Source organism: Shewanella sp. SM95, from assembly GCF_025653595.1.
Lineage (GTDB): Bacteria > Pseudomonadota > Gammaproteobacteria > Enterobacterales > Shewanellaceae > Shewanella > Shewanella oncorhynchi.
Genome location: NZ_JAKKSE010000030.1, coordinates 20,329 through 43,543, shown reverse-complemented (window position 1 = coordinate 43,543; position 23,215 = coordinate 20,329). Strand labels below are relative to the sequence as shown.

Genomic DNA, 23,215 nt, shown 5'->3' with positions numbered 1-23,215 from the left:
CTATCTCTAGCTTGCTGGATTTATCGGTAGTCACAGTAGAAGCAGCTAAAATTGAGACGTGCAAACTTGGCAAAAATCGAGTCAGCCTCTTTTTATAAAAACAAAATGCAAAATTATTTAAAATATTTCGCACTTTCCCTGAACTAATTTGATGATGCTGAGTCAGATATTATGAACCGAATCTTTGTAATGAGTTTCTTCGTTCATCATCATTCTCCTTTAGATGGTTTCTAGCGCGACCGTCCCAAGATTCCGAATTGGAATTTACAGCAACCTACTTAGGTTGCTTTTTTTATGTCTTTAATTTGGTCTAAACCTGACATCATCACACATTTAAAACCACAAAAACAAAAAGGACCTCCTGAGAGGTCCTTGATTAACAAGCCGTTTGGCTTACAAGCGAATACCTACTTGCTCTAAATCTTTAGCAACTACGCTATTAGGCACAGGTACATAACCGTCTTTTTCTACCACTTGCTGACCTTGCTTAGACAACACATAACGCAGGAATTCTTTTTCCATTGGTGCTAAGTCTTTGTTTGGTTGCTTGTTCACGTAAACGTATAAGTAACGTGATAGTGGGTAAGTACCATTAGCCGCGTTTTCAGCTGTAGCTTCGATAAACTCATTGCCTTTCTTAGCGATGGCAACAGCTTTAACACCTGCAGTTTTGTAACCGATACCTGAGTAGCCAATCGCATTCAGAGATTGAGAAACAGATTGCACAACAGAAGCTGAACCAGGTTGCTCGTTTACGTTAGCTTTAAAGTCACCTTTACAAAGCGCGTGCTCTTTAAAGTAACCGTAAGTGCCCGATACTGAGTTGCGACCGTAAAGTTGAACGTCTTTGGCAGACCAGTTACCGTCTAAGCCTAAATCGCCCCAACGTTGGATGTCACTGCTACCACATTTGTGAGTTGAAGAAAAAATGCCATCAACTTGCTCAACGCTTAAGCCTTTGATTGGGTTATCTTTGTGCACGAATACGGCTAAAGCATCGATAGCTACACGAATCGCAGTTGGTTTATAACCAAAATGCTTTTCGAACGCTTCAACTTCATTAGGCTTCATCTTACGGCTCATAGGACCGAACTGTGAAGTGCCTTCAGTCAACGCTGGTGGCGCAGTAGAAGAACCCGCCGCTTGGATCTGAATGTTGACGTTAGGGTACATATGTTTAAATTCTTCTGCCCAAAGTGTCATCATGTTAGCTAAGGTATCTGATCCTACAGATGATAAGTTGCCAGATACACCGCTCGCTTTTTCATAAGTAGGCAGAGATGGATCAATCGATGCCATCGCAGTGGCAGAGAATACACCAGCGGCTGTTAGAGTAATCGCGCCGACAAGCTTTTTCAGTTTCATTATGTGCTCCAGTAGTAAGCTAACTAATTTGTAACTTAAGTTTCTTCAGACGCAGCCAGTATCAATCGCTACAATGACAATTCTATGTCCGTGATATGACACTTAAATGACAATGCACTATTTATCGCTTTTTTCTGTCATTAATACCAATCACATTAAATATCTAATCAGTTCAGAGCCTCACAGGCATTTCAATCCAAGGCGCATTGACGCAGAAATGGTCATTCCCTTTTAAGTCAATGCAACACCGGAGTGGGATGCCTGTGTGGCTCCCGAAGGGCGGCTGATGTTTACTACATGGCAACGCCCTTTATACTGCGTTTAAGGCTTTCGACAGAGCACCACTATGCCTTCAAGCCTTCGCCTTGTCTAAAGCGCGTTGAATCCCCGCTGAATGAACAGATATTTAATACTATTGGTATAATAAAGACTCAATAAATCTAGAAACAAAAACAGGCCCTAATGGCCTGTTTTTATTATTTATTGTAAATATTTCACTCACACATACTATTTCTTACGTTCGATAAGATGCAAAGGGATAATAAAGCTAAAAGTACTGCCTTTACCGACTTCACTGCTGATTTTAAGCTTACTGTGATGGTGGTTAAGCGCATGTTTTACTATCGCTAAACCTAAACCACTACCACCAGTTTGCCTTGAGCGCGCACTGTCTACCCGATAAAAGCGTTCCGTTAATCGACCAATATGCTGAGCCGCAATACCTTCACCCGTATCCGTTACGCTAAAGATGGCACCCGTAGCCACACTGCACCACTGCACAGTAATTTTCCCGCCAGGTTCTGTGTAACGAATCGCATTAGAAATCAAGTTAGAACAGGCACTTCTCAGCTGCAATTCATTGCCGTGAGAATCAAGTCCAGGCTCACAATAGAAACTCAATTCATACTTATCTTGTGCCAGCGCCTTAGCTTCCTCCTTGAGCACCTCCATCAACTGCGTCATATTCACAGTGTTTTCGAGGTTAATATCCGCCGCATCTTCAATTCGCGATAACATCAATAGCTGTTCGACCATAGATTGCATTCGTCGTGTCTGCTGCTGCATCAATGCTAACGGCTTGACGTTCATCGAATCAGGCTCAGCCATGCTTTGCATCATTTCGAGGTAACCCTGTAGCACAGTGAGTGGCGTTTTTAATTCATGCGACACATTCGCGACAAACTCTTTTCGCATTCCCTCAAGCTGACGTATACGAGTGATATCCCGCGCAATTAACAGTAACTGCCTGTCACCGTAAGCCATTATACGGATTTCAAGCAAACGCCTATCCGATACCGGCGAAGGTAACTCCAGCGGCTCTTTGTATTGTGCGGATTTAATGTAAGCAGAAAAATCAGGATGACGGATTAAATTATCGATTCGTTGACCGTTATCCTGTGGCCACACAAAACCGAGAATGAGTTGCGCTAACTTGTTGCACCATAAAATATTATGTTCTGAATCAAGCACGACAGCGGCATCGGGTAACGCCTCTGCACCTTGACGAAATCGTGCCAGCAGTGCGGCCAGTTGACCGACACGTCGACGATTCTTCCCTTGAAGGCGATAAATACCGTTAAATACACCTTCCCAACTCCCACTGCCCTGCGGCGGCGTGAGTTTCCTATCCCGCCATAACCAAAAGTTAAGCCGTGATAATTGTCGGTAATGCCAGCAAACTAACCCTAGCGTGCCGATAAAGAGTATCCAGAGAAGTTTCCCTACCAATAAACCTATTAGCGCGCAAAGCAGTAGATATAAACCTAAGCGCGTAAACAACCGATACCCTGAATAAGAGTCAGACATAAATAAACCCAAACATCAGGCTAAATAAGAGGAGCACAAGATAGCGTAAAAGCTAACTTGTGCCTAACAGTTATTCAGCACTAAATGCGTGTAGAGAAACGATAACCAGCGCCACGAACCGTTTGGATCAAGCGATCATGACCAGACTCTTCAACGGCTTTACGAAGGCGTCTGATATGCACGTCAACGGTTCTGTCTTCAACATACACATTGGTGCCCCACACATTATCGAGCAGCTGTTCACGGCTGTAAACACGCTCAGGATGGGTCATGAAAAAGTGTAATAAACGAAATTCGGTTGGGCCCATATCTAATACAGTTTCACCCACACTCACCCTGTGACTCACAGGATCGAGCATTAAGCCCTGCACATCAATGGTTTCTTCTAAACGAGTCGGTGCACTGCGACGCAATACGGCCTTAATACGTGCGACAAGTTCTTTAGGGGAGAAAGGTTTAGTGATGTAATCATCGGCGCCGACTTCGAGACCTTTGACTTTATCTTCCTCTTCACCGCGGGCAGTTAACATGATGATCGGAATTTGGCGCGTGAACTCATCTTGCTTCAAGCGTTTCGCCAATTGAATACCACTTCCGCCAGGAAACATCCAATCCAATAAAATCAGATCGGGGTAAGGCTCCTTTAGCAGCGCAATGGCCGAATCAAAATCTTCCGCCGCAGAGGTCGTAAACCCATGCTGTTCCATTACAAAAGTCAGCATCTCGCGGATGGCTAACTCGTCTTCTACTATCAATATCCTTGCAGTCATATGTGATTTTCTGTCAGTGAATGTCAACACGGCTATTATTAGTCATTTTTATTACAGATTTATGAATAAGCGCACCGCACAAGCCATATAGTAGCGATATTTGTCATATTAAGTTTATATAACTGTTTGTTTATGGCAATAAAAAAGGAGGCTGCATGCCTCCTTAATTAAACCTTGATACCGGATTTAGAATTTGTGTTCTAAACCAACACCAATGTATTTGTCATCATCAGAAGAAGCTTCGAATGAACGATTAGTGTAGAAAGCTAATAATTTCGTTGGCTTACCTAAGCTGTAATCCGCACCGACTGACCATGAATCACCTTTGTCTTCCATATCTTGGAATTGTGCTTTCAAAGTGACTGCCTTGATATCATAAGCCGCACTGAACAGGTAACCGTTAACGCTATCAGTCGTCACCGGCAGTTCGTCTTTATAGGTCTCTTCCTGCTGCTGGTACATACCACCTAAGGTGAAACCAGCGATTTTACCTTGTACCGTAGCACGAATAATTTCATAACCTTTAACATCTGAATCGTAAGCGATAGCCGCATAGAAAGCTGATTCTTTCAGTTTAGCGTCACCGTACATGGCCGCTAAGCTAAAGCCGTCTTGACCTTGTTGATTGGCATCGCCTTCCGCCACATAGGTTGCGCCGAAGACGAAACCACCAAATGAAGGTGTTAAATAAGTTGCCGTTTGGCTTAAACGGTTTTCGCCTTTGAACAGGACTTTAATGTCGCCAGTTTCATATAAATCGTTGAATTGGTCAACGCCACCTTGAGAGATTTTTAACAGCGTGTCGTTACGACCCACAGAGAACGAACCAAAGGAGCCTTTCAGGCCGACGAATTGATTACGGGCTGTGAAGTTGTTGCTAGTCGCAGCACCTGTATCAACTTCGTATTCAACTGTGTAGAACGCTTCCAGCGAGCTAGACAGTTCGAAATTACCCTTCACACCAAAACGAGAAGCATTACTTTGAATAGTTGTTGTAGCATCACCTTTCTCATCATTTGATTGAGCAGTGACATTCAACTTACCATAAACAGTCAGTGGCTCAGCGGCATGAGCTGAAGCCAGAGTTGCAGAAGCTAGCGCAGAAGCAAGTAGAGTTTTACAAAAAACGTTCATCATTTAATCCTTTCGACGTTATGTTCGTCTTGGTTATTGGTTTGGAACGACCGAAAGTTTGCAATGAATGTGTTTCAATTTTATTTCAATTGTGACCATTAACGTTGGCGTGCAAAAAAGCTGACGCGAAGCCAGGCATAAAACCCAGTAAAAATGCAGGCTGCAGCTAAGCTAATTATTATGTTACAGTTTAATGAATTCTGATCTTCCGTTAAAAATCAGCTATTGAACACAGGTTTACCCCGTCCAAACTATGCCGTAAACTGCCACTTTAATTTTCAATGAGCGCCTCTTATGTGGTTTAAAAATCTTACTCTTTATCGTTTCAATAAACCTTTTGCCGTCGAAACCGAAGCGCTAGAAACTGCGTTGGCCGATTTCACTTTCTCCCCCTGCTCAAGCCAAGATGTCAGTAAATTTGGTTTCTCAAATGCGTTAGGCAAAAAAGGCAGTTCTTTGGTCCATAGCGCTGACAATCGCCATCTGATCTGCGTGACTAAAGAAGAGAAAATTCTGCCAGGCCAAGTCATCAAAGAAGCCTTAGAAGAAAAAGTGGCTCTCATTGAAGATGAAGAAAATCGTAAACTGGCGAAAAAAGAAAAAGATGCGCTAAAAGATGAAATCATCACTAGCCTACTGCCACGCGCTTTTTCGCGTCGAAGCCAAACCCACGCCTTGATTTTGCCTGAGCTAGAAATGATCCTCGTTGATAGTTCAAGTGCCACTAAGGCCGAAGAATTATTAGCGTTATTACGTAAAGCTCTCGGCAGTTTACCTGTGATCCCACTGAGCTTTAAAGCGCCAGTCGAATCCAATTTAACTGAATGGTTAAAACTTGGCAGCGCGCCATTACCCTTTGAAATGCAAGACGAAGCCGAGCTCAAATCTGAAGCTGATGAAGGCGGAATTGTGCGTTTTAAGCAGCAGGATTTGAAAGAAGACGAAGTGTTAGCTCACTTAGCAACAGGTAAGCAAGTACACAAGTTAGCGCTGCATTTCGGCCAATCGATTGCACTATTATTGCAATCAGATGCCAGCGTGAAGCGCCTTAAATTCTCTGAAGAATTTAGAGCAGGGAACGATGAAGTCGGCACTGACGATCCTATGGCTCGTTTAGATGCAGACTTTGCCCTAATGGGCAGCGAGTTAGTCGCCTTGATGCATGCACTCGTGGCCGCCCTTGGTGGACTCGAAGACGCACAAGTTTAAGCAAAACTCGTTAAGCAGACGAGAGCTACGACTCGATTGTTAGACTGAGCCGTACAAGATAAGAAAAGGCGCCCCCATCAAAATAATGGTTGCGCCTTTTTTATGACGATTTCACTCTAGGTGGCTTTAAGACAAAGGCATTTAAATGCTAAAGATGAAGCCCTAACCACATTAAGCTTTAATCGCTAACTCGCCTTTATTGTCAAACGGCCAATCAATGCCTAACCAAGTCTTGAAGAAAGCTTTTTGCTGTTTAGTCGCTTTTGCATCCCCCTTGAGCACTAGCTTACCGCTTTGCTGCTCGCCAAGGATGAGCTGTACTTGCTTGATTTTATCGTTGCTAAATAATACCACCTCTACACTATCGCCAACCTTAAAGTCTTTGATGCGCTTATAGAAACCCGCAGCAGTCACCTTGAGACCATTAATCGCCAATACTTCATCCCCCGTAACTATGCCCGCTTGCCAAGCAGGACCATTACGCAACACTTGGTCTAACACTAAAGAGCCATGGGTACTGCTCAAGGTCATTCCCGCAAATGCCTCAGCTTTTGAATCTTTACCATAGGACAGATTTAACCCTGCCTGTGATAATAATTCTGGGAAATCTAAACTCATGGGACTATTCACATTGGCTTGCCACCAAGGTGCATAATCTTTGCCGGATAAGTCTTTAAGAATGTACTGAACATCACTAACACCATAGCCTTTTGGTACGCGATGTTCTTGATATAAACGACGGTGCACATCGCGATATGAATACTTTAGCTCGGAGTCTTGCAGCAATGAAAAATCTAAGGCTAAAGAGGTTAAGTAGCCCTCTGAGTAAATATTTACACTGTGGTTAATGGCATAATCGCCACTGATACTGCTCCACTCCCCAGTACTCGCCTCTGCCACAGATTGAGTTTCACGACCCGGATTGAGTTGGTTTTTCTCGACGCGCTTGGCTAAATCTTCGAGGAACTCTTTAGCTGTTATCACTCCAGCCCGCAACAGCAACTGATCTTGAAAATAACTGGTAGAACCTTCAGCCATCCACAGTAATTCCGTCATATTTTCATGTTGATAATCATAGGGAACTAATCCCTCGGGGCGATAAGCCTTCACGTTCCAGGTATGGATAAACTCATGGGATGCAGTGCTAATAAAGCGCAGGTAGTCCTTGCGTTCACGGAAACTAAAGCGCGGCAGTTGAATGACAGTAGAGTTTAAATGTTCTGTCGCGCCACTGGCACCACTCGTTGCATGCACCATATAAACGTAACGATCAAAAGGATAATCATCCCAAATCACCTTAGCTTGACCGCTTAAGGCTTTAAGATCTTTTACTATTTTGTCCGTGTCATAGTTACCTTCCCCCCAAAACACCAATTCATAGTTTTTACCATTAGCACTAAATTGTTTATGAGTACTCACACCAGTTTCAATCGGGGAGTCGATCAACACATCATAATTAGGGGCAATAAAGGAATGAGCGGCCTTACCCGATGACATCCCAGAGTAACTTTGCCAATTTTTAGGTACTTTTAATTCTACAGATATTGGTTCAGAGCGAAATTGCGGACTGTACATGAACACACCGCTAGCATCTAAATAGGCATGGCTCGCGTCAATATGGCGCACCCTTTGGCCTAATTCATTAGCATACAATTGATAACTGACGGTAACACGGGTTGGCTGCGTGAGCGCCACTTGCCATTCACCGCTCGCGGTGCGTTTCCATTGCAGTTCATGACCTTGACTATCTTTAGCACTAAATAAGCGCACACCATCGGCCAAAGGCAATACTTGATATTTGCCCGTCCGCCACACAGGGAGATTCACCGTAAAATCGTTCGTCTTCACTTCAGGAAAAGTGACACTCACTTGGGCAATATGGTGTTCGGGTTTAATAAGGTCGATTTGGTATTTCACATCGGCCAATACTTGACCCGAAAATAATGCGCTCAATATCAAGATTGATAGTCTGTTGGGTTTCACTCTTGCTTCCTTCTGTTATTATGCTTCTTATGATTTTTCCAAGTATAACAAGTCGATGTAGCATCCTCATTAGGCGCTAACAAAAGCTAACAAAATAAGTTCCTTGACTAAAGGAATGAGGAATCACAGTTCAAATGCAAAAACTCACGGTTATTTTATTTACTCTGTTGCTGTCACTGCCTTTTACAGTCCAAAGCCGAGATCTCGAAGCGGATGAGGTTGAGTTAAGAGAATCACCGCAGCAAATGTATGATGCGCTCAACAAAACGATTTCCTTTCCCCTCGCTTTTCAAAACCGTGACCAATTTGAGCGCGCAGCCCAAGAGCAAGGCTACAATCCACTCGAATTTGAACAGATTTTGTATTTACTGGCCCGCCTCAATATGGAGCCGAACGTTAAAACCAAGGTCGATTTTCAAAACGCAAAAAGCTTGATTGAACTCCTATCGACTGCGGCGCAATCGCCCTATGAACTTGCCATGGTCGCCATGTTAAATGGCCGTTACCTTGGCCGTACGGAACAGAAATATCAAGAAGCGATTGGTCTTTATAACGAAGCGCTCACCCGCATCAACGACAGCTATGACATCGAAGCATTAATTCTTAAACACAATATTCATGAACATCTAGGTGGCTTACATTTATTGATCCGCCAAGAAGTGCCTGCACTGATGCACTTCCACACATACCGCGACATTGCCTATAAACTCAGAAACGATTACTTAATCGCGGCGGCTGAAGCGAGGCTTGGCTTTTATTACAACTTTAATCAACAGCTTACAAAATCACTACAGCATTATAGTGAAGCGATTCGGATCTCTAATCGTTCTAATTACCCTTCAATGAAGACCAATCTGCAATTACAACTTTCTAAGGTATACCGTGACTTAAAGCAGTGGGATGAAGCGCTTAAAAACGCTCATGAAGCCGCGGCTGGATTTAAAAAAATGGGCAATGACACTTATCTTTCAAGTTGTATGACAGTGATCGCTATGGTCTATGGCGAACAAGGGGATTGGCATAAAGCGATTGATTACTACCTAAATGCCCAGCAATTAGATGCAAAACGCGGTAACTACATCGCACAGGGCCTTAATTTCCATAATTTAGGACAAGCCTACTCAAATATTAAAGACAATGTTAACGCCCTAAAATATTTACTGATGGCCAATCAAATATTCAAAGAAAAACAAAGCCATCACTATCAAGTTTATAACGAACTCTTAATTGGTGATATCGCCCAAACCAACCAAGATTGGCCGCTAATGATGGCCCATGCCGATATCGCATTAGCACTCGCGGTCGATTTAAAACTGGTCGATGAACAAAAATCCGCACTCACACTTATCGCCTCGGCGGCGCAAAAATTAGGTGAATTAGCAAAAACCATCGATGCCCAAGCCCGTATCATTGAGCTAGGTAAAAAGCCAGCTGAGACAGATAAAGACTCCCCTGTGTCGGCCTCTGCCCTTGCAGAGCAACAGCTAAAACTTGAGCTCAACATGCTACAGGGAAAACTCGTTGAGACAGTGAAAGAAAGCAACAACACTCACACGCTACTGCTCATTTGCAGCCTTATTGCTGGACTCTTGCTGCTCGTGATTATTTTCATGCTACAAAATCGCCGCAAAATAACGGCTAAAAACGCGGCATTAACTCAATTAACGCTACAGGAACCCTTCACTCACAATTTAGGGTATGCCGCATTATTAGCGCACTTAAGCCATAATAAAAGTCAGGAATCCACAACGGCACTCGCGATTATCGCCTTCCCCACCCAACTTACGGCGGATCTGGACTATGGCCAATATTTTAGTGATGCAGTAACAGCGCAAATTGCCAATCATCTAACGGATGCACTCGCAGCATCTGTTTATGTGGTACGCCAAGGGGTATTTGCGGTTCGTTTCATGCAACCTATTGAGCCGACACAAATACTCAGCCAAGTACGCCTGAAACTCGATGAACAGCAAATCACACATCATTTCCGTCTTGGCTTTGCGCATTTGCCACTTTTAGCGAAATCAGAAATTAAAATGGCCGCGAAATTAAAATTTGAAACAGTGCAGATGGCACTTGCCTGTGCCCGTAGTTTAGGTGGTAATAACGACTATTATGTCGCTCTCAGAGCACTCGACTTTGTTCCTTTGAGCTTATTTGCAAATCCGTTATTTTTGCACCTTGAAAAAGGCATTGAGCGTGGATTAATCAGATTAGAGACCAACGGCAATAAAGAGGATATTCGCTGGCCTTGCTGGGAAAATAACCAAGATAGACAATTATTGGAAAATATTTGATCAATATCGGTAATTAATCACAGAGTCACAGGCAAATCGCATTTGCACTCTACGCCCAGTGTTATAACATTAGTATCATATGAGTTAACAGCTAATCTGGACATAGGATTGTCATGTTTTTTAGCCTTGCAGAGTTAGGACAATACTCAGGATGAAGGATTCAAGCGCTACAGTTTCACAACTTGCCTTGCTGCAACAGAAACTCCATTCGGCCAAACTTGCCCTTGATGAAGTTAATGAAGATAGAAATGCAAAGTTACAGACATTACTCCAATTTATTGGTCACTTAAGCCTCGCCTGTAAAGGGCAAAATCTTGAGCTGGATAATAAACTCGCCAAACTGCGCCATAACTTAAATACGTTTGAGCGAGTCGATGAGGCATTGCCAGAATTAGTTGATGTCGAGCGCCTGCTAAAAGGCCAATATCACCATGTGATGGTACAACTCGAAGAGAGTCGTACTGGTTTGTCACAGGTGATCCGTCAGATCCAACGCGTTAACTCTGCACCTGAAAAGCTCAAAAAAGAAGTCAATTACTTCAAGCAAGATCTGGCTAAACCTTTTCATACTGTGTGGGAATATATACCTAAAGTTAAGCAAATCATTGGCTTCTACGAAACCATATTACAGCTACAATTTAGCGAATCTGAAAAACTTGATGTCTTACCAAAACACAGGCAGCTAGCCCATGAGCTGGCGCAGATGATTTCGGAAATCGAGTTCCGTAAAGATCAACGTGACCAAGTATTAGTGATCAAAGAAGTACTCTCTTCTGAGATTGAAGTTGATAGCTTGCTCGAAGCCTACCAAACCATTTTAGCGTTATTGCTTGATAACATCGCCCGCGAGAAATCGGCATCCCAAGAGTTTTTGTTTGCACTCAATGATGCCTTAGCCGCGGTACGTGAGGTAGTGAGCGAGTCTTACAATCACAATCAACGTAGCTTTCAATTAAAAACACAGCTGAATCGTGAGATTAACACCCGCGTCGACAACGCCGGTGAAATCATTATCGATGTGGAAGACGTCGTTGACCTTAAAGCTCAACTAACAGAGCAACTTAACTCTATCCGCTCGGCATTAGCCCGTAAAGAAGCCCTAGAGCAAAGAGAGCAAGCTCTGCTGCGCAAGTCGATGGAGACAATGCGCAAAGAGCTTAATGAGTTAAGTAGTGAGGCTAACACCTACAAAGAGCGTTTGTTTGAACAACAAAAACTCAACTTACTCGACAGCTTAACTCAATTGCCTAACCGTGCTGCATTAGAAGAGCGCATGGAGCTAGAATACCGTAACTATCAACGACATAAGTCCCCGTTATGGGTTGCCGTTGCCGATATCGATCACTTCAAAACCATCAACGACAGTTTTGGCCACAGCACAGGTGATAAAACCTTGCAAGTTATAGCAATGGCATTGAAAAACTCCCTGCGAGATACAGAATTTGTAGCCCGCTATGGCGGCGAAGAATTTGTACTGCTATTACCTGATGTGGCACCTGCTGATATCGCTCAACTTTTAAACAGAGTGCGCGAGAAAGTAAAAAATATTCCATTTAAATTTAAAAATCAGAGAATTACAGTTACAGTATCTATAGGGGCTGCGCAAGTTATGGGAAGTGAACTCATACATGAGACCTTTGAACGCGCCGATGCAGCACTCTACAAAGCGAAACACGAAAGCAGAGACAGGGTTGTGATTGACGTATAATTAAGCCCCACTATACGCCTCCTCTAATCACTCCTGTCATGACGAAGGAGTGGTAAATGATAGTAAAAGTCAGCCCAAAAGGCAGCATGGATCAGCTTTCGCAACTTGAAGTTGATCGACTCAAAAATAGTGCCAAAAGTGCCCTATACCAACTGTACCGCAACTGCTCCTTAGCAGTGCTTGCCGCGGGTTTAAAAACCGACAACTCTAAAGCCCTATTCGAGCAATACCATGATTTCGACATCAACGTTCTACAACGGGAGCGCGGGGTAAAATTAGAACTGATCAATCCCCCCGAACAAGCCTTTGTCGATGGTCAAATTATCACGGGAATTCAAGAGCATCTGTTCTCAGTCTTACGCGATATCCTTTATATCAGTGATAGATATGACTCACTAAAACACATTAATCTGACCAATGCCCACCATATCACCAATGTGGTGTTTGATATTCTGCGTAATGCGCGGGCGATAGCACCGATGAAAGACCCTAATGTGGTCGTCTGTTGGGGCGGACACAGTATTAATGCCATCGAATACCAGTACACACGTGAGGTAGGTTATCAACTTGGCCTGAGGGAATTAGATATTTGTACTGGCTGTGGTCCAGGTGCGATGGAAGGTCCGATGAAAGGTGCGGCGATAGGCCATGCCAAGCAACGGATTAAAAATGCACGATATATTGGCTTAACTGAACCAAGTATTATTGCCGCCGAGCCACCGAATCAAATTGTCAATGAACTGGTGATCTTACCCGATATTGAAAAGCGCCTCGAAGCTTTCGTGCGCTTAGGCCACGGCATTATTATCTTCCCTGGCGGTGCTGGCACGGCTGAAGAATTGCTCTATATATTGGGTATTTTACTTAACGAAGAAAACCAACAAACACCTTTCCCCCTGATACTCACAGGCCCAACGGAGAGCGCAGATTACTTCATTAAGATTGATGAGTTTATTGCCTCAACCTTAGGACCCGAAGCTCAGAAAAAGTACCAAATTATCATAGATAATCCCACTGAAGTGGCACGCATCATGAAGCAAGGAATGGAGCAAGTAAAAGCCTATCGCCGCTCAACGGGTGATGCTTACCAATATCAGTGGGCACTGAAGATTGAGTCTGAGTTTCAGTTACCTTTTATCCCAAGCCACGAAGTGATGGCAAACTTAGATCTACACTTCCAAACCAATAAAGCCGAACTTGCCGCCAACCTGCGTAAAGCGTTTTCGGGTATAGTGGCGGGTAACGTCAAGTCGGAAACAATCAAGCACATAGAGCGTGATGGCCCCTTCCAATTAAAAGGCGATCCTAAGCTCATGGATATGATGGATAAACTCTTAAGTGCATTTGTACAACAACAAAGAATGAAGCTTCCAGGAAGCGCCTATATTCCTTGCTATCAAATAGTGAAATAGAGAGCGAAGCAACAACACCCCATGAACAAGTTTTTAATCATAGATGGTCTCAACTTGGTTCGCCGCATCTATGCGGCGATCCCCGATGAATCCGATATGCAAAGCCTCACAGAGCGCGTCAGTTTGGCGTGTACTAAACTGCTGCGGGTGCATCGCCCTACCCATGTAGCTATCGTGTGGGACGGTGATGAAATCTCATGGCGTAAACAGCTTTACCCCGATTACAAAAAAGGCCGTAAACCTATGCCAGAGCCGCTGGCAAAAGGCCTTGCTGCGCTGCAAGATCACTTAACCATGATGAACATTGGCTCCATTTATGCGGCGGCTGAAGCCGATGATGTGATTGCCACTCTAGCGATAAAAACCGCCAAAGCGCAGGGTGAAGCCATTATAGTGTCCACCGACAAAGGTTTTAGTCAGCTCAATCATCGCCAAATCAGCCAGTGGGATCACTTTAATCAGCAGTACTTAGATATCGCTGCATTGGAACAAAAACTCGGTGTCGAACGCAGTCAATTTCTCGACTTGATGGCATTAGCGGGCGACAGCGGTAATAAAATTCCTGGTATTGCGGGCATAGGCCCTAAATCAGCCGCCGAATTATTGAAAACCTTTAGAAGCTTACCAACCTTGTTTTCATCGCTATCTAACTTAGGCGCTAAACAAGCCAAAAAACTTGCCGAAGGTAAGGAGATAGCAAGACTCAGCTATAAGCTCGCACAGTTACAAACAGACCTGCCACTCAATATTAATTTAAAAGATTTTCGCGTGATGAACTCCTTGCCTGATAATAACTGCCTGCCTGAAAACCCAATCAATCCAGCCTAAACATCTGTTAATATAAAGTTGCAATTAACGCATTTACCTTAGAACAACAAAAGCGTATTTTATGGACGTAATAACGTGACTCATTTAATGAGGTAAAGGAATAACTGTAAATGAAATCAAAAGTTTCGGTAATCATCGGTAGCATTTTCGCCGCCTACGTCGCCTTTGTCGCTGTGGTGGTACTCGTTTATGAACCTACGCCAGATGACATGAGTTGGGAGGACAGACAGTCCTATAACAGCCAAAAAATGAACGAGTTAGCGCTAGGGCAAAATATCGTTTCAGTAAAACAGTTACTAGGTAAAGCTGACTTTTCAGAGGCAAAAGCCGTAAAAGAAACCAAGCTACAGGTGCTCTTTTATCGCACTCACCATGAAAAATCAGACGGTGTAACCACGAAAGAGGAATGTACCCCACTTATTTTTGAAAATGATCAATTGATTGCTTGGGGCCAAGATACCTATAAGCAATATCTCGATGCAGATACTGACACAGCCCTCAGCTCTGCCCAAGAGACATTAACCAGTAAATAAATACAACTGACAGTTAAATAAAAACGCCACCGAATCGGTGGCGTTTTTATTTTGACAATCAACGAATTGACTCAGTTGTAAAACAACTAAGCCAATTTCCTATTCATCATCGGCCTTATACTCAACATAGGCTTCACCTTTGCTGAGCCATTCTGGCGCAGGTTTTCCCTTCAGATAATGGTCGAAATATTGCATCATGCGAATGCTGTAATCGAGCTTGTTCGGGTACTTTTTCAAGTGATGCGGCTCATCCTCGTATTGCAAGAACACCACCTCTTTACCCGCACGGCGCATGGCTAAGTACATTTCAACACCTTGTTCCCAAGGCACTGCATCGTCCTTATCACCAAACATGATCATCAAAGGCGTTTGAATACGGTCAGCATAAAATACTGGCGAATTTTCAATGTACTTTTGCGGCGCGGCAAACAAACTTGCGCCAATACGACTCTGTCCGGTTTCATATTGGAACTGACGCGCAATGCCTGTGCCGTGGCGAATACCGCTATAGGCACTGGTCATGTTCGATACTGGAGCACCTGCAACCGCCGCCTTAAACATCTTAGTTTGAGTAATGGCAAACGCCGTTTGATAGCCACTCCAAGAATGACCTTGCAAACCAATAGCATCGGGATCGGCAATGCCTATCTCAATCAGCTTTTGCACGCCAGACGTGAGCGCTTGTACTGAGCTAGCCCCTGGGTAACCAATTTCAAAGCGAATGTCCGGTAGGAACACCGCATAACCATTATTGATGTACCAAGCAAAGTTAGGTCTGTGGTTAATGTTCATCTGCGGAAAGGCGTGCAGTCTATCCGTCATAAAGCGATAGTAATAAACCAGTACAGGATAGCGCTTACCCGCTTGATAATTCGTCGGCTTGATCAGCACGCCATCTAACGGTTTACCATCGCCATTTGTCCAGTGAACTAACTCGGATTGGCTCCAGTTAAAGGCTTGACGCTGCTTATCTAAATCGGTTTGCTTAACTGCATTTTGCGGTGCGCTATAGCTGGCCGTATATAAGTCAGGGAATAAGTCAAAACGCTCCTTAGAAAACACGATAGTATCGCCGTCTTTACTGCGGCCTAACACGGTCAACTTATACTCGCCTTGCATCAGCGTTTTCACGCCCGCTTCGCCCAAGGTGGCTTGATAAAAACCATCGGCCTTGGTTTTATCACTATAACCGTGGAGTAACACAGTGGCGTTATAGGCAAGCTCTGTCGGCTCATCGGGATTATCGACTAAGCCCTCAAGGCGATATTGAATTTTCAGGGTGCGCCCTTTACCTGCGGTTAAGGCAAAACCCGCCTTAGATTCGGTATTAAACTGCCAAACATCGTATTTGTCGTAAACCAAAAAACCCGCATCATTTTTAAGCCAAGGACCAAAACCATATCCTGGAGCACTGGATGGATAATCGTGGTCTTCATCGGCAAAACTGACCTTTAGGGATTTTGTGAGATTAGTACGACGATCCTGTGCAATATCATAGAGATACACATTACCTTGCTGATAATAAGCCACATACTTGCCATTTCCCGACAGCGTAGGCTCGGCATCACTCGGCTGTTGTGTCAAAAATGGCACTTTACTGCCAGTATTAATATCGACCAGATAATAATCTTGGTAGAACCCTGCCCACGTCGCCATCTTACGATAGGGCAAATCTGAACTGGCCAACATAAAGCGTTTATGCTGTGAAATCGTCACATCTGGAACAGTTTTATCGCCAAGCTGTACCACGTTATTCGAACCTAAATGCAATACCGCAAGGTAAGTGCGTTTTTGCTCGTCCTCATATTGCTTGATTTCATTAGGCTTAATACGAGGATCATCCCCATGCCATACCTTAAGCCCACGCTGTCCGGTGACAATATTTGTATCGAACAGGTCTTTTTCTTCGGTGATCTTCTGCAAACTGAGCAGCTGACTCACCTCAGGTACGCGGCCAAAAAACAACCGTTCGCTGTCCAATGAGAAGCTTAAACTTGTGTAGCGATTCAGTTTCCACTCGGGTGATTCTGGGGGGGTACTGATTTTGCTCGACAGCAAATCGACCAGCGATAACTGATAGCTGCGGCCATAAGGTAACTCGCTGTCTTTGCCCTGCGTAAATGCAAGCCAACGACCATTTTTAGCCAGCGCTAACGCACCAATCTGCTGGCTAAGCGAATCAAAGGCAACGGTTTTTTTGTGAGTGTTTAAATCGACTAACTGCAATTGATGTTGCTTATTGGTGATATCGTTCACTGCCAGCGCGAGTCTACGGCTTGCCTTATCAAAAACATAGCCAGTAACCTGCTCGACATCAATTCGCTTTGTTTGGTCTTCTAAACTGAGCAACGTAAAACGTCGACCTTGGTCAAACTTATCGACCTTTGGCTTATCAATATTCGCAGGGCTTTGTGTGCCTGCTTCAGCGAGTTTTTCGGTAGTTTTAGGCTCAGCATCTTTTTTGGACTCTTCATCAGCCTCAAACCAAATCGCCAGATGCTTACCGTCATCACTGAACACAAATTCCTTCACACGCTCGAAGCGAGTTTGCGTGCCAGTTTGAGTATCGAGCAACACCATGTCGGATTTGAGTTTTTTCTTCGCCTTGGCATCACTCGTTTCACGCATGAGCAAACTCGGTTTAACCACCACAGCTACATAACGACCATCGTGGTTCACCAAGGGATCTGACCCCCCCGCGATTTGATAGCTTTGCTGCGACAGGACATTTTTCACAATGACGTGACTATCCCCGCGATCGGGCGCAGACTCGACCGCGATGACTTGCCCCTTATCTGAGATAACCGGCTTTTCAAGGGATTCAAAATGCATAATGTCTGTTAGGGTGAGCGGTTTAGTGCTGGTTTCAGCCTGCACTGCTGGCAATATTCCAAGGGATAACAAAACCAGGGATGTGATAGGGATTAACTTCAATGTCTTCCTCTTTTATATATTTGTTAGACTAAAGTAGACTTTTTTAACCATTGGCTCTCCATCATGGTGAGAATCCAGTATTTTTACAAGTTATACCACATAAAAAATCGTGATATTGCTCACTATTTCCTGTGAAGTTTGACCAAAGATGGTTAAAATAATAGGCAGAAAAAATACCAAATTCATAGTCCTGCTATCCAGTTAGCACTGGGGCAGACAATTGCAGTAACGACGAACCGTGGAAGGACTTCTCCATGTCAAAAAGAACGATAACCGTAATTCCAGGTGATGGAATTGGCCCAAGTATTATTGATTCAGCCTTAAAAATTCTTGATAAAGCGGGCTGTGATTTTGAATATGAATTTGCCGATGCCGGCCTGACTGCACTTGAAAAGCAAGGCGAGTTACTGCCAGCACGCACTTTAGAACTCATTGAAAAAAACCGTATCACGCTGAAAGGGCCGCTGACGACTCCCGTTGGTGAAGGCTTTACTTCTATCAACGTAACCTTGCGTAAGAAATTCGGTCTGTATGCTAACGTACGCCCAGTACTGTCTTTCAAAGGTACCCAAGCCCGTTACGAAAATATCGATATCATCACAGTACGTGAAAACACCGAAGGCATGTATTCTGGCCATGGTCAAAAAGTGTCTGAAGATGGTTTAACGGCAGAAGCGACCAGTATCGTCACTCGCCAAGGTGCTGAGCAAATCGCCACTTTCGCCTACGAACTAGCTCGCAAAGAAAACCGTAAGAAAGTCACTATCGTGCACAAAGCTAACATTATGAAGTCAACGTCAGGCCTTTTCCTGAAAGTGGCCCGTGAAGTGAGCCTACGTTACCCTGACATCAAAACAGAAGAAATGATCGTCGATGCAACGTGCATGAAGTTAGTGATGAACCCAGAAAACTTCGATGTGATCGTGACGACCAACCTGTTCGGTGACATTTTATCGGACCTGTGTGCCGGTTTAGTAGGTGGTTTAGGTATGGCACCTGGCGCAAACATTGGCCGTGATGCTGCAATTTTCGAAGCCGTTCACGGTAGTGCACCTGATATCGCAGGCAAAAACCTCGCAAACCCAACCTCAGTGATTTTAGCGTCTATCCAAATGCTGGAATACTTAGGTATGGCTGACAAAGCTGAGCAAATCCGTAAAGCGGTATCTGCAGTGATCGAAGAAGGCGACCGTACGACTCGCGATTTAGGCGGCACTCACGGCACGACTGACTTCACGCAAGCTGTGCTTGAGCGTCTGTGATCTCAATGCTGAGCGCGTTTAAGACGAGCCTAAAACGCGCTTGTTCAAGCAAAAGCTTAAAAGAAGCAAGCGCTTGAAACTCGAATGAGTAAACACAAAAAAGCCCCAAAGTTTCCTTTGGGGCTTTTTGTTATCTAGCTTTTAAACCTGCGTGGCTTTAAACCCGCATGACTATTACCATTCTAGCGACAACAAGATCACCGCAGGGTTAGCGCAGCAATTAATTCCACGCGGTATTAGGACGTAGCCATAAATGCACTGTCACTTCATCACGGTCGTGATAAAGATGCTTACACTGCACTTTAAAATCGGTCACACCATTCTCTTTAAGAATCGTCTGCATGGTCTCAAGAATGGCTGTCACTTCTTTATAGCGGCTCTTCATCGGTAATTTAAGGTTAAAAATCGCTTCCTTAAACCAACCGTTAATCGCCCAAGCTTCAATCAGTTCGGCAACACGCGCTGGTTTCTCAACCATGTCGCACACCAGCCAATAGATATTTTTACGTTGCGGTTCGAAACGGAAACCGTCTTCACGGTAATGTTTCACTTGGCCCGTTTCCATCAGTTTTTCATCCATAGGGCCATTATCAACTGCCGACACAAACATGCCGCGACGCACCAGTTGATAAGTCCAGCCACCAGGGCAAGCGCCCAAATCCACTGAGTTCATGCCACTGCGAATACGCTCTTCTTGCTCTTCCTTAGGCACGAATTGGCCAAAGGCTTCGTCGAGTTTCAGACTAGAACGACTCGGTGCATCCGCCGCCATTTTAAGGCGTGGAATGCCCATAAAATGTGGCGAACTGTTATTACTGTAGGAATAACCCACATAGGCACGGCCGGGGCCAATAAAACACACGTGGATAATCGGACGTTTTGGATTTTCCTGCGCTAGCAAGCTACCCGATTTTTTCAAATGCTGGCGTAAAGGCACAGTGAACTTACGGCAAAAAGCCGAGAGCTCTTTCGCTTCGTTAGTGTCAGGTGTTTCAACCCGCACTTCACCCGCTTTGCTGACGTCACTGAGCGCCGCAACGATTGGGCTTATTCTGTCATTTTCAGGTAAGTCGACTAACAAGTCGCTAGCAGCAAACATCTGGCGGGCGAAAATGAGCGAGTCTAAAGGTAGTTGTTTGACTAACGTATCAGCAGCGTCGTCTTCAAAACATTGGTATACAACATAAGCGTCGTTATTGTTGGCCTTAACAAAGCCACCCACATTGAGCTCACCGGCTCGCTGTTGGATTTCTGCAGCGCATTCTTTTTCAAAGCCTGCGCGGCAAAATAAAAATAGGTTTTTCATGGGGATCCCTGAGAAATCCAAGCCAAAGCATTGGCTGACTATCGATTTGGGCGCCAGTATACCAATTTCAATCCACAAATGCCCTATTTGCCTACTGCTGAACCTTGAATTGCGATTAGAGAAATAAAAAAGGCTTAGGTGCGCCCTAAGCCTGTTAACTCACATAAGCATCAGCGATTAAGACTCATGACCGTCGATAACTTTGTGACGCCATACCGCGGCGGCAAATAATAACCAACCGAGTAAGAAACAACCACCCCCCATAGGCGTAATAGGACCTAACCACTTAGTCCCAAACAAGGCCAGTCCATATAGTGAGCCCGAAAATAGTATTATGCCTGCGACAAAGAGATATGCCGACCAGTCCAGTAAACGCGAGGTTAACCATTGGCCCGAGAAGGCAACCATGATGAGGGCAAAGGTATGGTAGAAATGATATTGCACACCTAAGTTAAAGACTTCAATTAAGTTTGGTGGCGCGACCGCTTTTAAACCATGGGCACCAAAAGCCCCTAAGGCGACGGCTAAGAATCCGCTCACGGCGGCGAGTAACAATAGACCTTTACGCATTTAACGCTCCTGCTGGAATGGGATTAACTCATTCAACATTTATTCGCTTAACATCAAGCTCACGAATAAAATCACTTGATAAATCAATAGCACGTGCAAGGTTAGCGGCTTCACTGGTGCCTGATGACTTTCTTGGGACAAAACTATGATCGCCATCGGTTATCCAAGCCAATCCTATCGCAGCTTTCAAGGGCCAGCTTGGGATCTGCGCTTTGCCACCAAACTTATCCCGCTCACCCTGTACGACTAATACTGGGACTTGGCATTCATTCAAAGGTTCCAATCTAGGCTCGCCGCCTTTGAGTGGCACAAAAGGATAACCTAAACAAATCACCCTATCGATGTGCGCCGCTGATGTAGGATCGCAGGCTAATAGGGCCGCCATACGACCGCCCATGGATTTCCCCATTAACACCACACGTTCAACTTGTGGTTGTGAGTGGGCGATATCGAGCATCTGTGTAAAACACGCGAGCAATTTAGGCGCACGGTCCGGTGGACGCCGTTTACCATCTACAGCATTCGCCTGCATATAAGGAAAATTAAAGCGCATCACTCGGAAGCCCTGAGCAACGAATCCCGCCGACATGGCCTGCATAAAATCAGAATCCATGTTAGCACCCGCACCGTGGGCCAATAAAATCAAAGTACTCGCAGGCTCCCCTTCTAATACATAACTCGGCTTATCCGGGCAACAACTCACTGCGAGACTCCTCGGCAAACATGTCTAACATCCATTCACGAAACGCCACCACTTTACCCAGCTCAGCATGGTTTTGCTGGCAAACTAAGTAGTAAGCATCTTTACTGACCAAGACTTCTTGGAATGGGCACACAAGTCGCCCAGCTTTGATATCGGGGCGAGCCAGCACGCTGTAACCCAGAGCAACCCCTTGACCGTGGGCCGCCGCCTGCAATACCAAAGACGAATGACTGAAAATAGGTCCTTGATTCACATTAATGTCGGTAATGCCACATTGCCTAAACCACGCCTGCCAATCGTGACGATTCATATCATGTAATAGCGTGTGATACTTTAAATCGCTCGGTTTTGAGAGTGGTTTAGGACCGTTGAGCAACATGGGCGAACACACGGGAATAAGCACTTCGTTTCTGAGCTTATCTGCACGTAGCCCAGGCCAATTACCTAAGCCATAATAAATAGCCACATCCACATCATCGGTTAATGAACTCGCTTCGGTATCAACGGCCTTTATTCGCACATCGATATCGGGATTTTTCTCACTGAATTTAGCCAAACGTGGCACTAGCCATTGAATCGCAAAACTGGGCGACATACTGACAGTCAGCGAACCAATCGCACTGCGGGCGAGTAATCTGTCGGTAGCATCGGCAAGCTGAATAAAGATATCTTTGATGTCGAGAAAATAGCTTTGCCCTTCTTCGGTTAATAGCAAAGAACGGTTCTTTCGACGAAATAATTTTAATCCGAGGAAATCTTCTAATGCCTTTATTTGATGGCTCACCGCAGCCTGTGTAACAAACAATTCTTCCGCTGCCCGCGTAAAGCTCAAATGCCGCGCGGCTGCCTCAAAAGCTTTAACCGCATTAAGCGGTGGTAATCGTCTCGACATAGTGATCTCAGTCTCGTTTTTTAATTAGTTTTTCTAATCCGTATTGTTACATTTAATCGTTTGTAAAGGCCAGCGTTTTTGGTTAAATTTTGCGCCAATGAAACAGCTTATCAACGAAACACCAATAGCGATGAAACATCCATAGCTATGAAATACCTAAGTTAGACAATCTCAAAGTTGATGATGGGAATGTCTGACAGCGTTAATTTGTCAGCCCGGAGGCGACTATGTTCAATTTAAAATCGGCATTTGCGTTAATATTAGTCTCAGCACTCAGCTTTAATGCCAGTGCAAATGTACTCGTTGACGAAATCGTCATTGACACAAGCGACTTGCAAGCCAATATCACTGCAGATTTAACCGCTGCAATGAATAAAATGCACCAAGAAGTGCTACAAGAAGCCACTCTGCTGATTGCCACAGACGATGTCGCATCTCATCAGCAAGTCGTTAAAGCCGAATAACCTAAACGACACTGAAACTCAGGTCGCGCTCAGTAAGAG

General features: G+C 44.5%; 18 protein-coding genes. 8 read left to right on the top strand and 10 right to left on the bottom strand.

From position 1 onward, the window contains the following. Positions 1 to 393 precede the first annotated feature (393 nt). The 4 genes from L5M29_RS21465 to L5M29_RS21450 form a co-directional block, all read right to left on the bottom strand. Complete coding sequence (locus L5M29_RS21465) at positions 394 to 1,365, bottom strand: PstS family phosphate ABC transporter substrate-binding protein (RefSeq protein ID WP_263169991.1); 972 nt, start codon at positions 1,363 to 1,365, stop codon at positions 394 to 396. A 507-nt stretch (positions 1,366 to 1,872) separates the two neighbouring features. Further along, on the bottom strand, positions 1,873 to 3,171 hold the full coding sequence (gene phoR, locus L5M29_RS21460) for a phosphate regulon sensor histidine kinase PhoR (RefSeq protein WP_105249762.1): 1,299 nt from the start codon (positions 3,169 to 3,171) through the stop codon (positions 1,873 to 1,875). Positions 3,172 to 3,251: 80 nt separating this feature from the next. Beyond that, positions 3,252 to 3,941 (bottom strand): phosphate regulon transcriptional regulator PhoB, encoded by a 690-nt coding sequence (gene phoB / locus L5M29_RS21455; RefSeq protein ID WP_006085167.1) that lies wholly within the window; start codon positions 3,939 to 3,941, stop codon positions 3,252 to 3,254. Positions 3,942 to 4,127: 186 nt separating this feature from the next. Then, the gene (locus L5M29_RS21450) at positions 4,128 to 5,078 is read right to left on the bottom strand and encodes a porin (protein WP_263169988.1); all 951 of its coding nucleotides are present in this window, start codon (positions 5,076 to 5,078) and stop codon (positions 4,128 to 4,130) included. A gap of 291 nt (positions 5,079 to 5,369) precedes the next feature. Between L5M29_RS21450 and rdgC the strand changes: the two genes are divergently transcribed. Then, positions 5,370 to 6,284, top strand: coding sequence for a recombination-associated protein RdgC (rdgC, locus tag L5M29_RS21445; RefSeq protein WP_113941038.1), 915 nt, complete (start codon positions 5,370 to 5,372; stop codon positions 6,282 to 6,284). Positions 6,285 to 6,455: 171 nt separating this feature from the next. Here the strand turns inward: rdgC and L5M29_RS21440 are convergent, their stop codons facing one another. Then, positions 6,456 to 8,267 carry a M61 family metallopeptidase gene (locus tag L5M29_RS21440; RefSeq protein WP_263169985.1) on the bottom strand — a complete coding sequence of 604 codons (1,812 nt, stop codon included), beginning with the start codon at positions 8,265 to 8,267 and terminating at the stop codon, positions 6,456 to 6,458. A gap of 134 nt (positions 8,268 to 8,401) precedes the next feature. Between L5M29_RS21440 and L5M29_RS21435 the strand changes: the two genes are divergently transcribed. From L5M29_RS21435 to L5M29_RS21415, 5 genes are all read left to right on the top strand, one after another. Continuing rightward, positions 8,402 to 10,564, top strand: a complete 2,163-nt coding sequence (locus L5M29_RS21435; RefSeq protein ID WP_263169982.1) for a tetratricopeptide repeat protein — start codon at positions 8,402 to 8,404, stop codon at positions 10,562 to 10,564. A 151-nt stretch (positions 10,565 to 10,715) separates the two neighbouring features. Then, positions 10,716 to 12,272: a GGDEF domain-containing protein gene (locus L5M29_RS21430; RefSeq protein WP_105249767.1), complete on the top strand. Its 1,557-nt coding sequence runs from the start codon at positions 10,716 to 10,718 to the stop codon at positions 12,270 to 12,272. A gap of 56 nt (positions 12,273 to 12,328) precedes the next feature. Beyond that, the gene (gene ppnN, locus L5M29_RS21425) at positions 12,329 to 13,684 is read left to right on the top strand and encodes a nucleotide 5'-monophosphate nucleosidase PpnN (RefSeq protein ID WP_028760679.1); all 1,356 of its coding nucleotides are present in this window, start codon (positions 12,329 to 12,331) and stop codon (positions 13,682 to 13,684) included. A 21-nt stretch (positions 13,685 to 13,705) separates the two neighbouring features. Next, entirely contained in the window at positions 13,706 to 14,512 is an 807-nt protein-coding gene (gene xni / locus L5M29_RS21420; RefSeq protein ID WP_263169980.1) for a flap endonuclease Xni, read from the top strand. Positions 14,513 to 14,622: 110 nt separating this feature from the next. Next, the gene (locus L5M29_RS21415; protein ID WP_028760680.1) at positions 14,623 to 15,045 is read left to right on the top strand and encodes a DUF3192 domain-containing protein; all 423 of its coding nucleotides are present in this window, start codon (positions 14,623 to 14,625) and stop codon (positions 15,043 to 15,045) included. A 99-nt stretch (positions 15,046 to 15,144) separates the two neighbouring features. Here the strand turns inward: L5M29_RS21415 and L5M29_RS21410 are convergent, their stop codons facing one another. Further along, the gene (locus L5M29_RS21410) at positions 15,145 to 17,979 is read right to left on the bottom strand and encodes a S9 family peptidase (protein WP_263169977.1); all 2,835 of its coding nucleotides are present in this window, start codon (positions 17,977 to 17,979) and stop codon (positions 15,145 to 15,147) included. 254 nt (positions 17,980 to 18,233) lie between these two features. Here L5M29_RS21410 and L5M29_RS21405 point away from each other — a divergent pair, with 254 nt between their 5' ends. Then, positions 18,234 to 19,241 carry an isocitrate dehydrogenase gene (locus L5M29_RS21405; protein ID WP_113941031.1) on the top strand — a complete coding sequence of 336 codons (1,008 nt, stop codon included), beginning with the start codon at positions 18,234 to 18,236 and terminating at the stop codon, positions 19,239 to 19,241. Positions 19,242 to 19,461: 220 nt separating this feature from the next. Here L5M29_RS21405 and rlmM read toward each other — a convergent pair whose 3' ends face one another. The 4 genes from rlmM to L5M29_RS21385 all read right to left on the bottom strand — a co-directional run bounded on the left by rlmM (position 19,462) and on the right by L5M29_RS21385 (position 22,712). Next, positions 19,462 to 20,547 (bottom strand): 23S rRNA (cytidine(2498)-2'-O)-methyltransferase RlmM, encoded by a 1,086-nt coding sequence (rlmM, locus tag L5M29_RS21400; RefSeq protein WP_011846285.1) that lies wholly within the window; start codon positions 20,545 to 20,547, stop codon positions 19,462 to 19,464. Positions 20,548 to 20,724: 177 nt separating this feature from the next. Further along, positions 20,725 to 21,117: a DUF423 domain-containing protein gene (locus L5M29_RS21395; protein WP_263169974.1), complete on the bottom strand. Its 393-nt coding sequence runs from the start codon at positions 21,115 to 21,117 to the stop codon at positions 20,725 to 20,727. Between the two features lie 28 nt (positions 21,118 to 21,145). Next, positions 21,146 to 21,820, bottom strand: coding sequence for an alpha/beta family hydrolase (locus tag L5M29_RS21390; RefSeq protein WP_263169971.1), 675 nt, complete (start codon positions 21,818 to 21,820; stop codon positions 21,146 to 21,148). Continuing rightward, entirely contained in the window at positions 21,801 to 22,712 is a 912-nt protein-coding gene (locus L5M29_RS21385) for a transcriptional regulator GcvA (protein ID WP_105249769.1), read from the bottom strand. The genes L5M29_RS21390 and L5M29_RS21385 overlap by 20 nt, the downstream gene beginning before the upstream one ends. Before the next feature lie 227 nt (positions 22,713 to 22,939). Here L5M29_RS21385 and L5M29_RS21380 point away from each other — a divergent pair, with 227 nt between their 5' ends. Next, positions 22,940 to 23,176, top strand: a complete 237-nt coding sequence (locus tag L5M29_RS21380; RefSeq protein ID WP_028760686.1) for a hypothetical protein — start codon at positions 22,940 to 22,942, stop codon at positions 23,174 to 23,176. Positions 23,177 to 23,215: the final 39 nt, after the last annotated feature.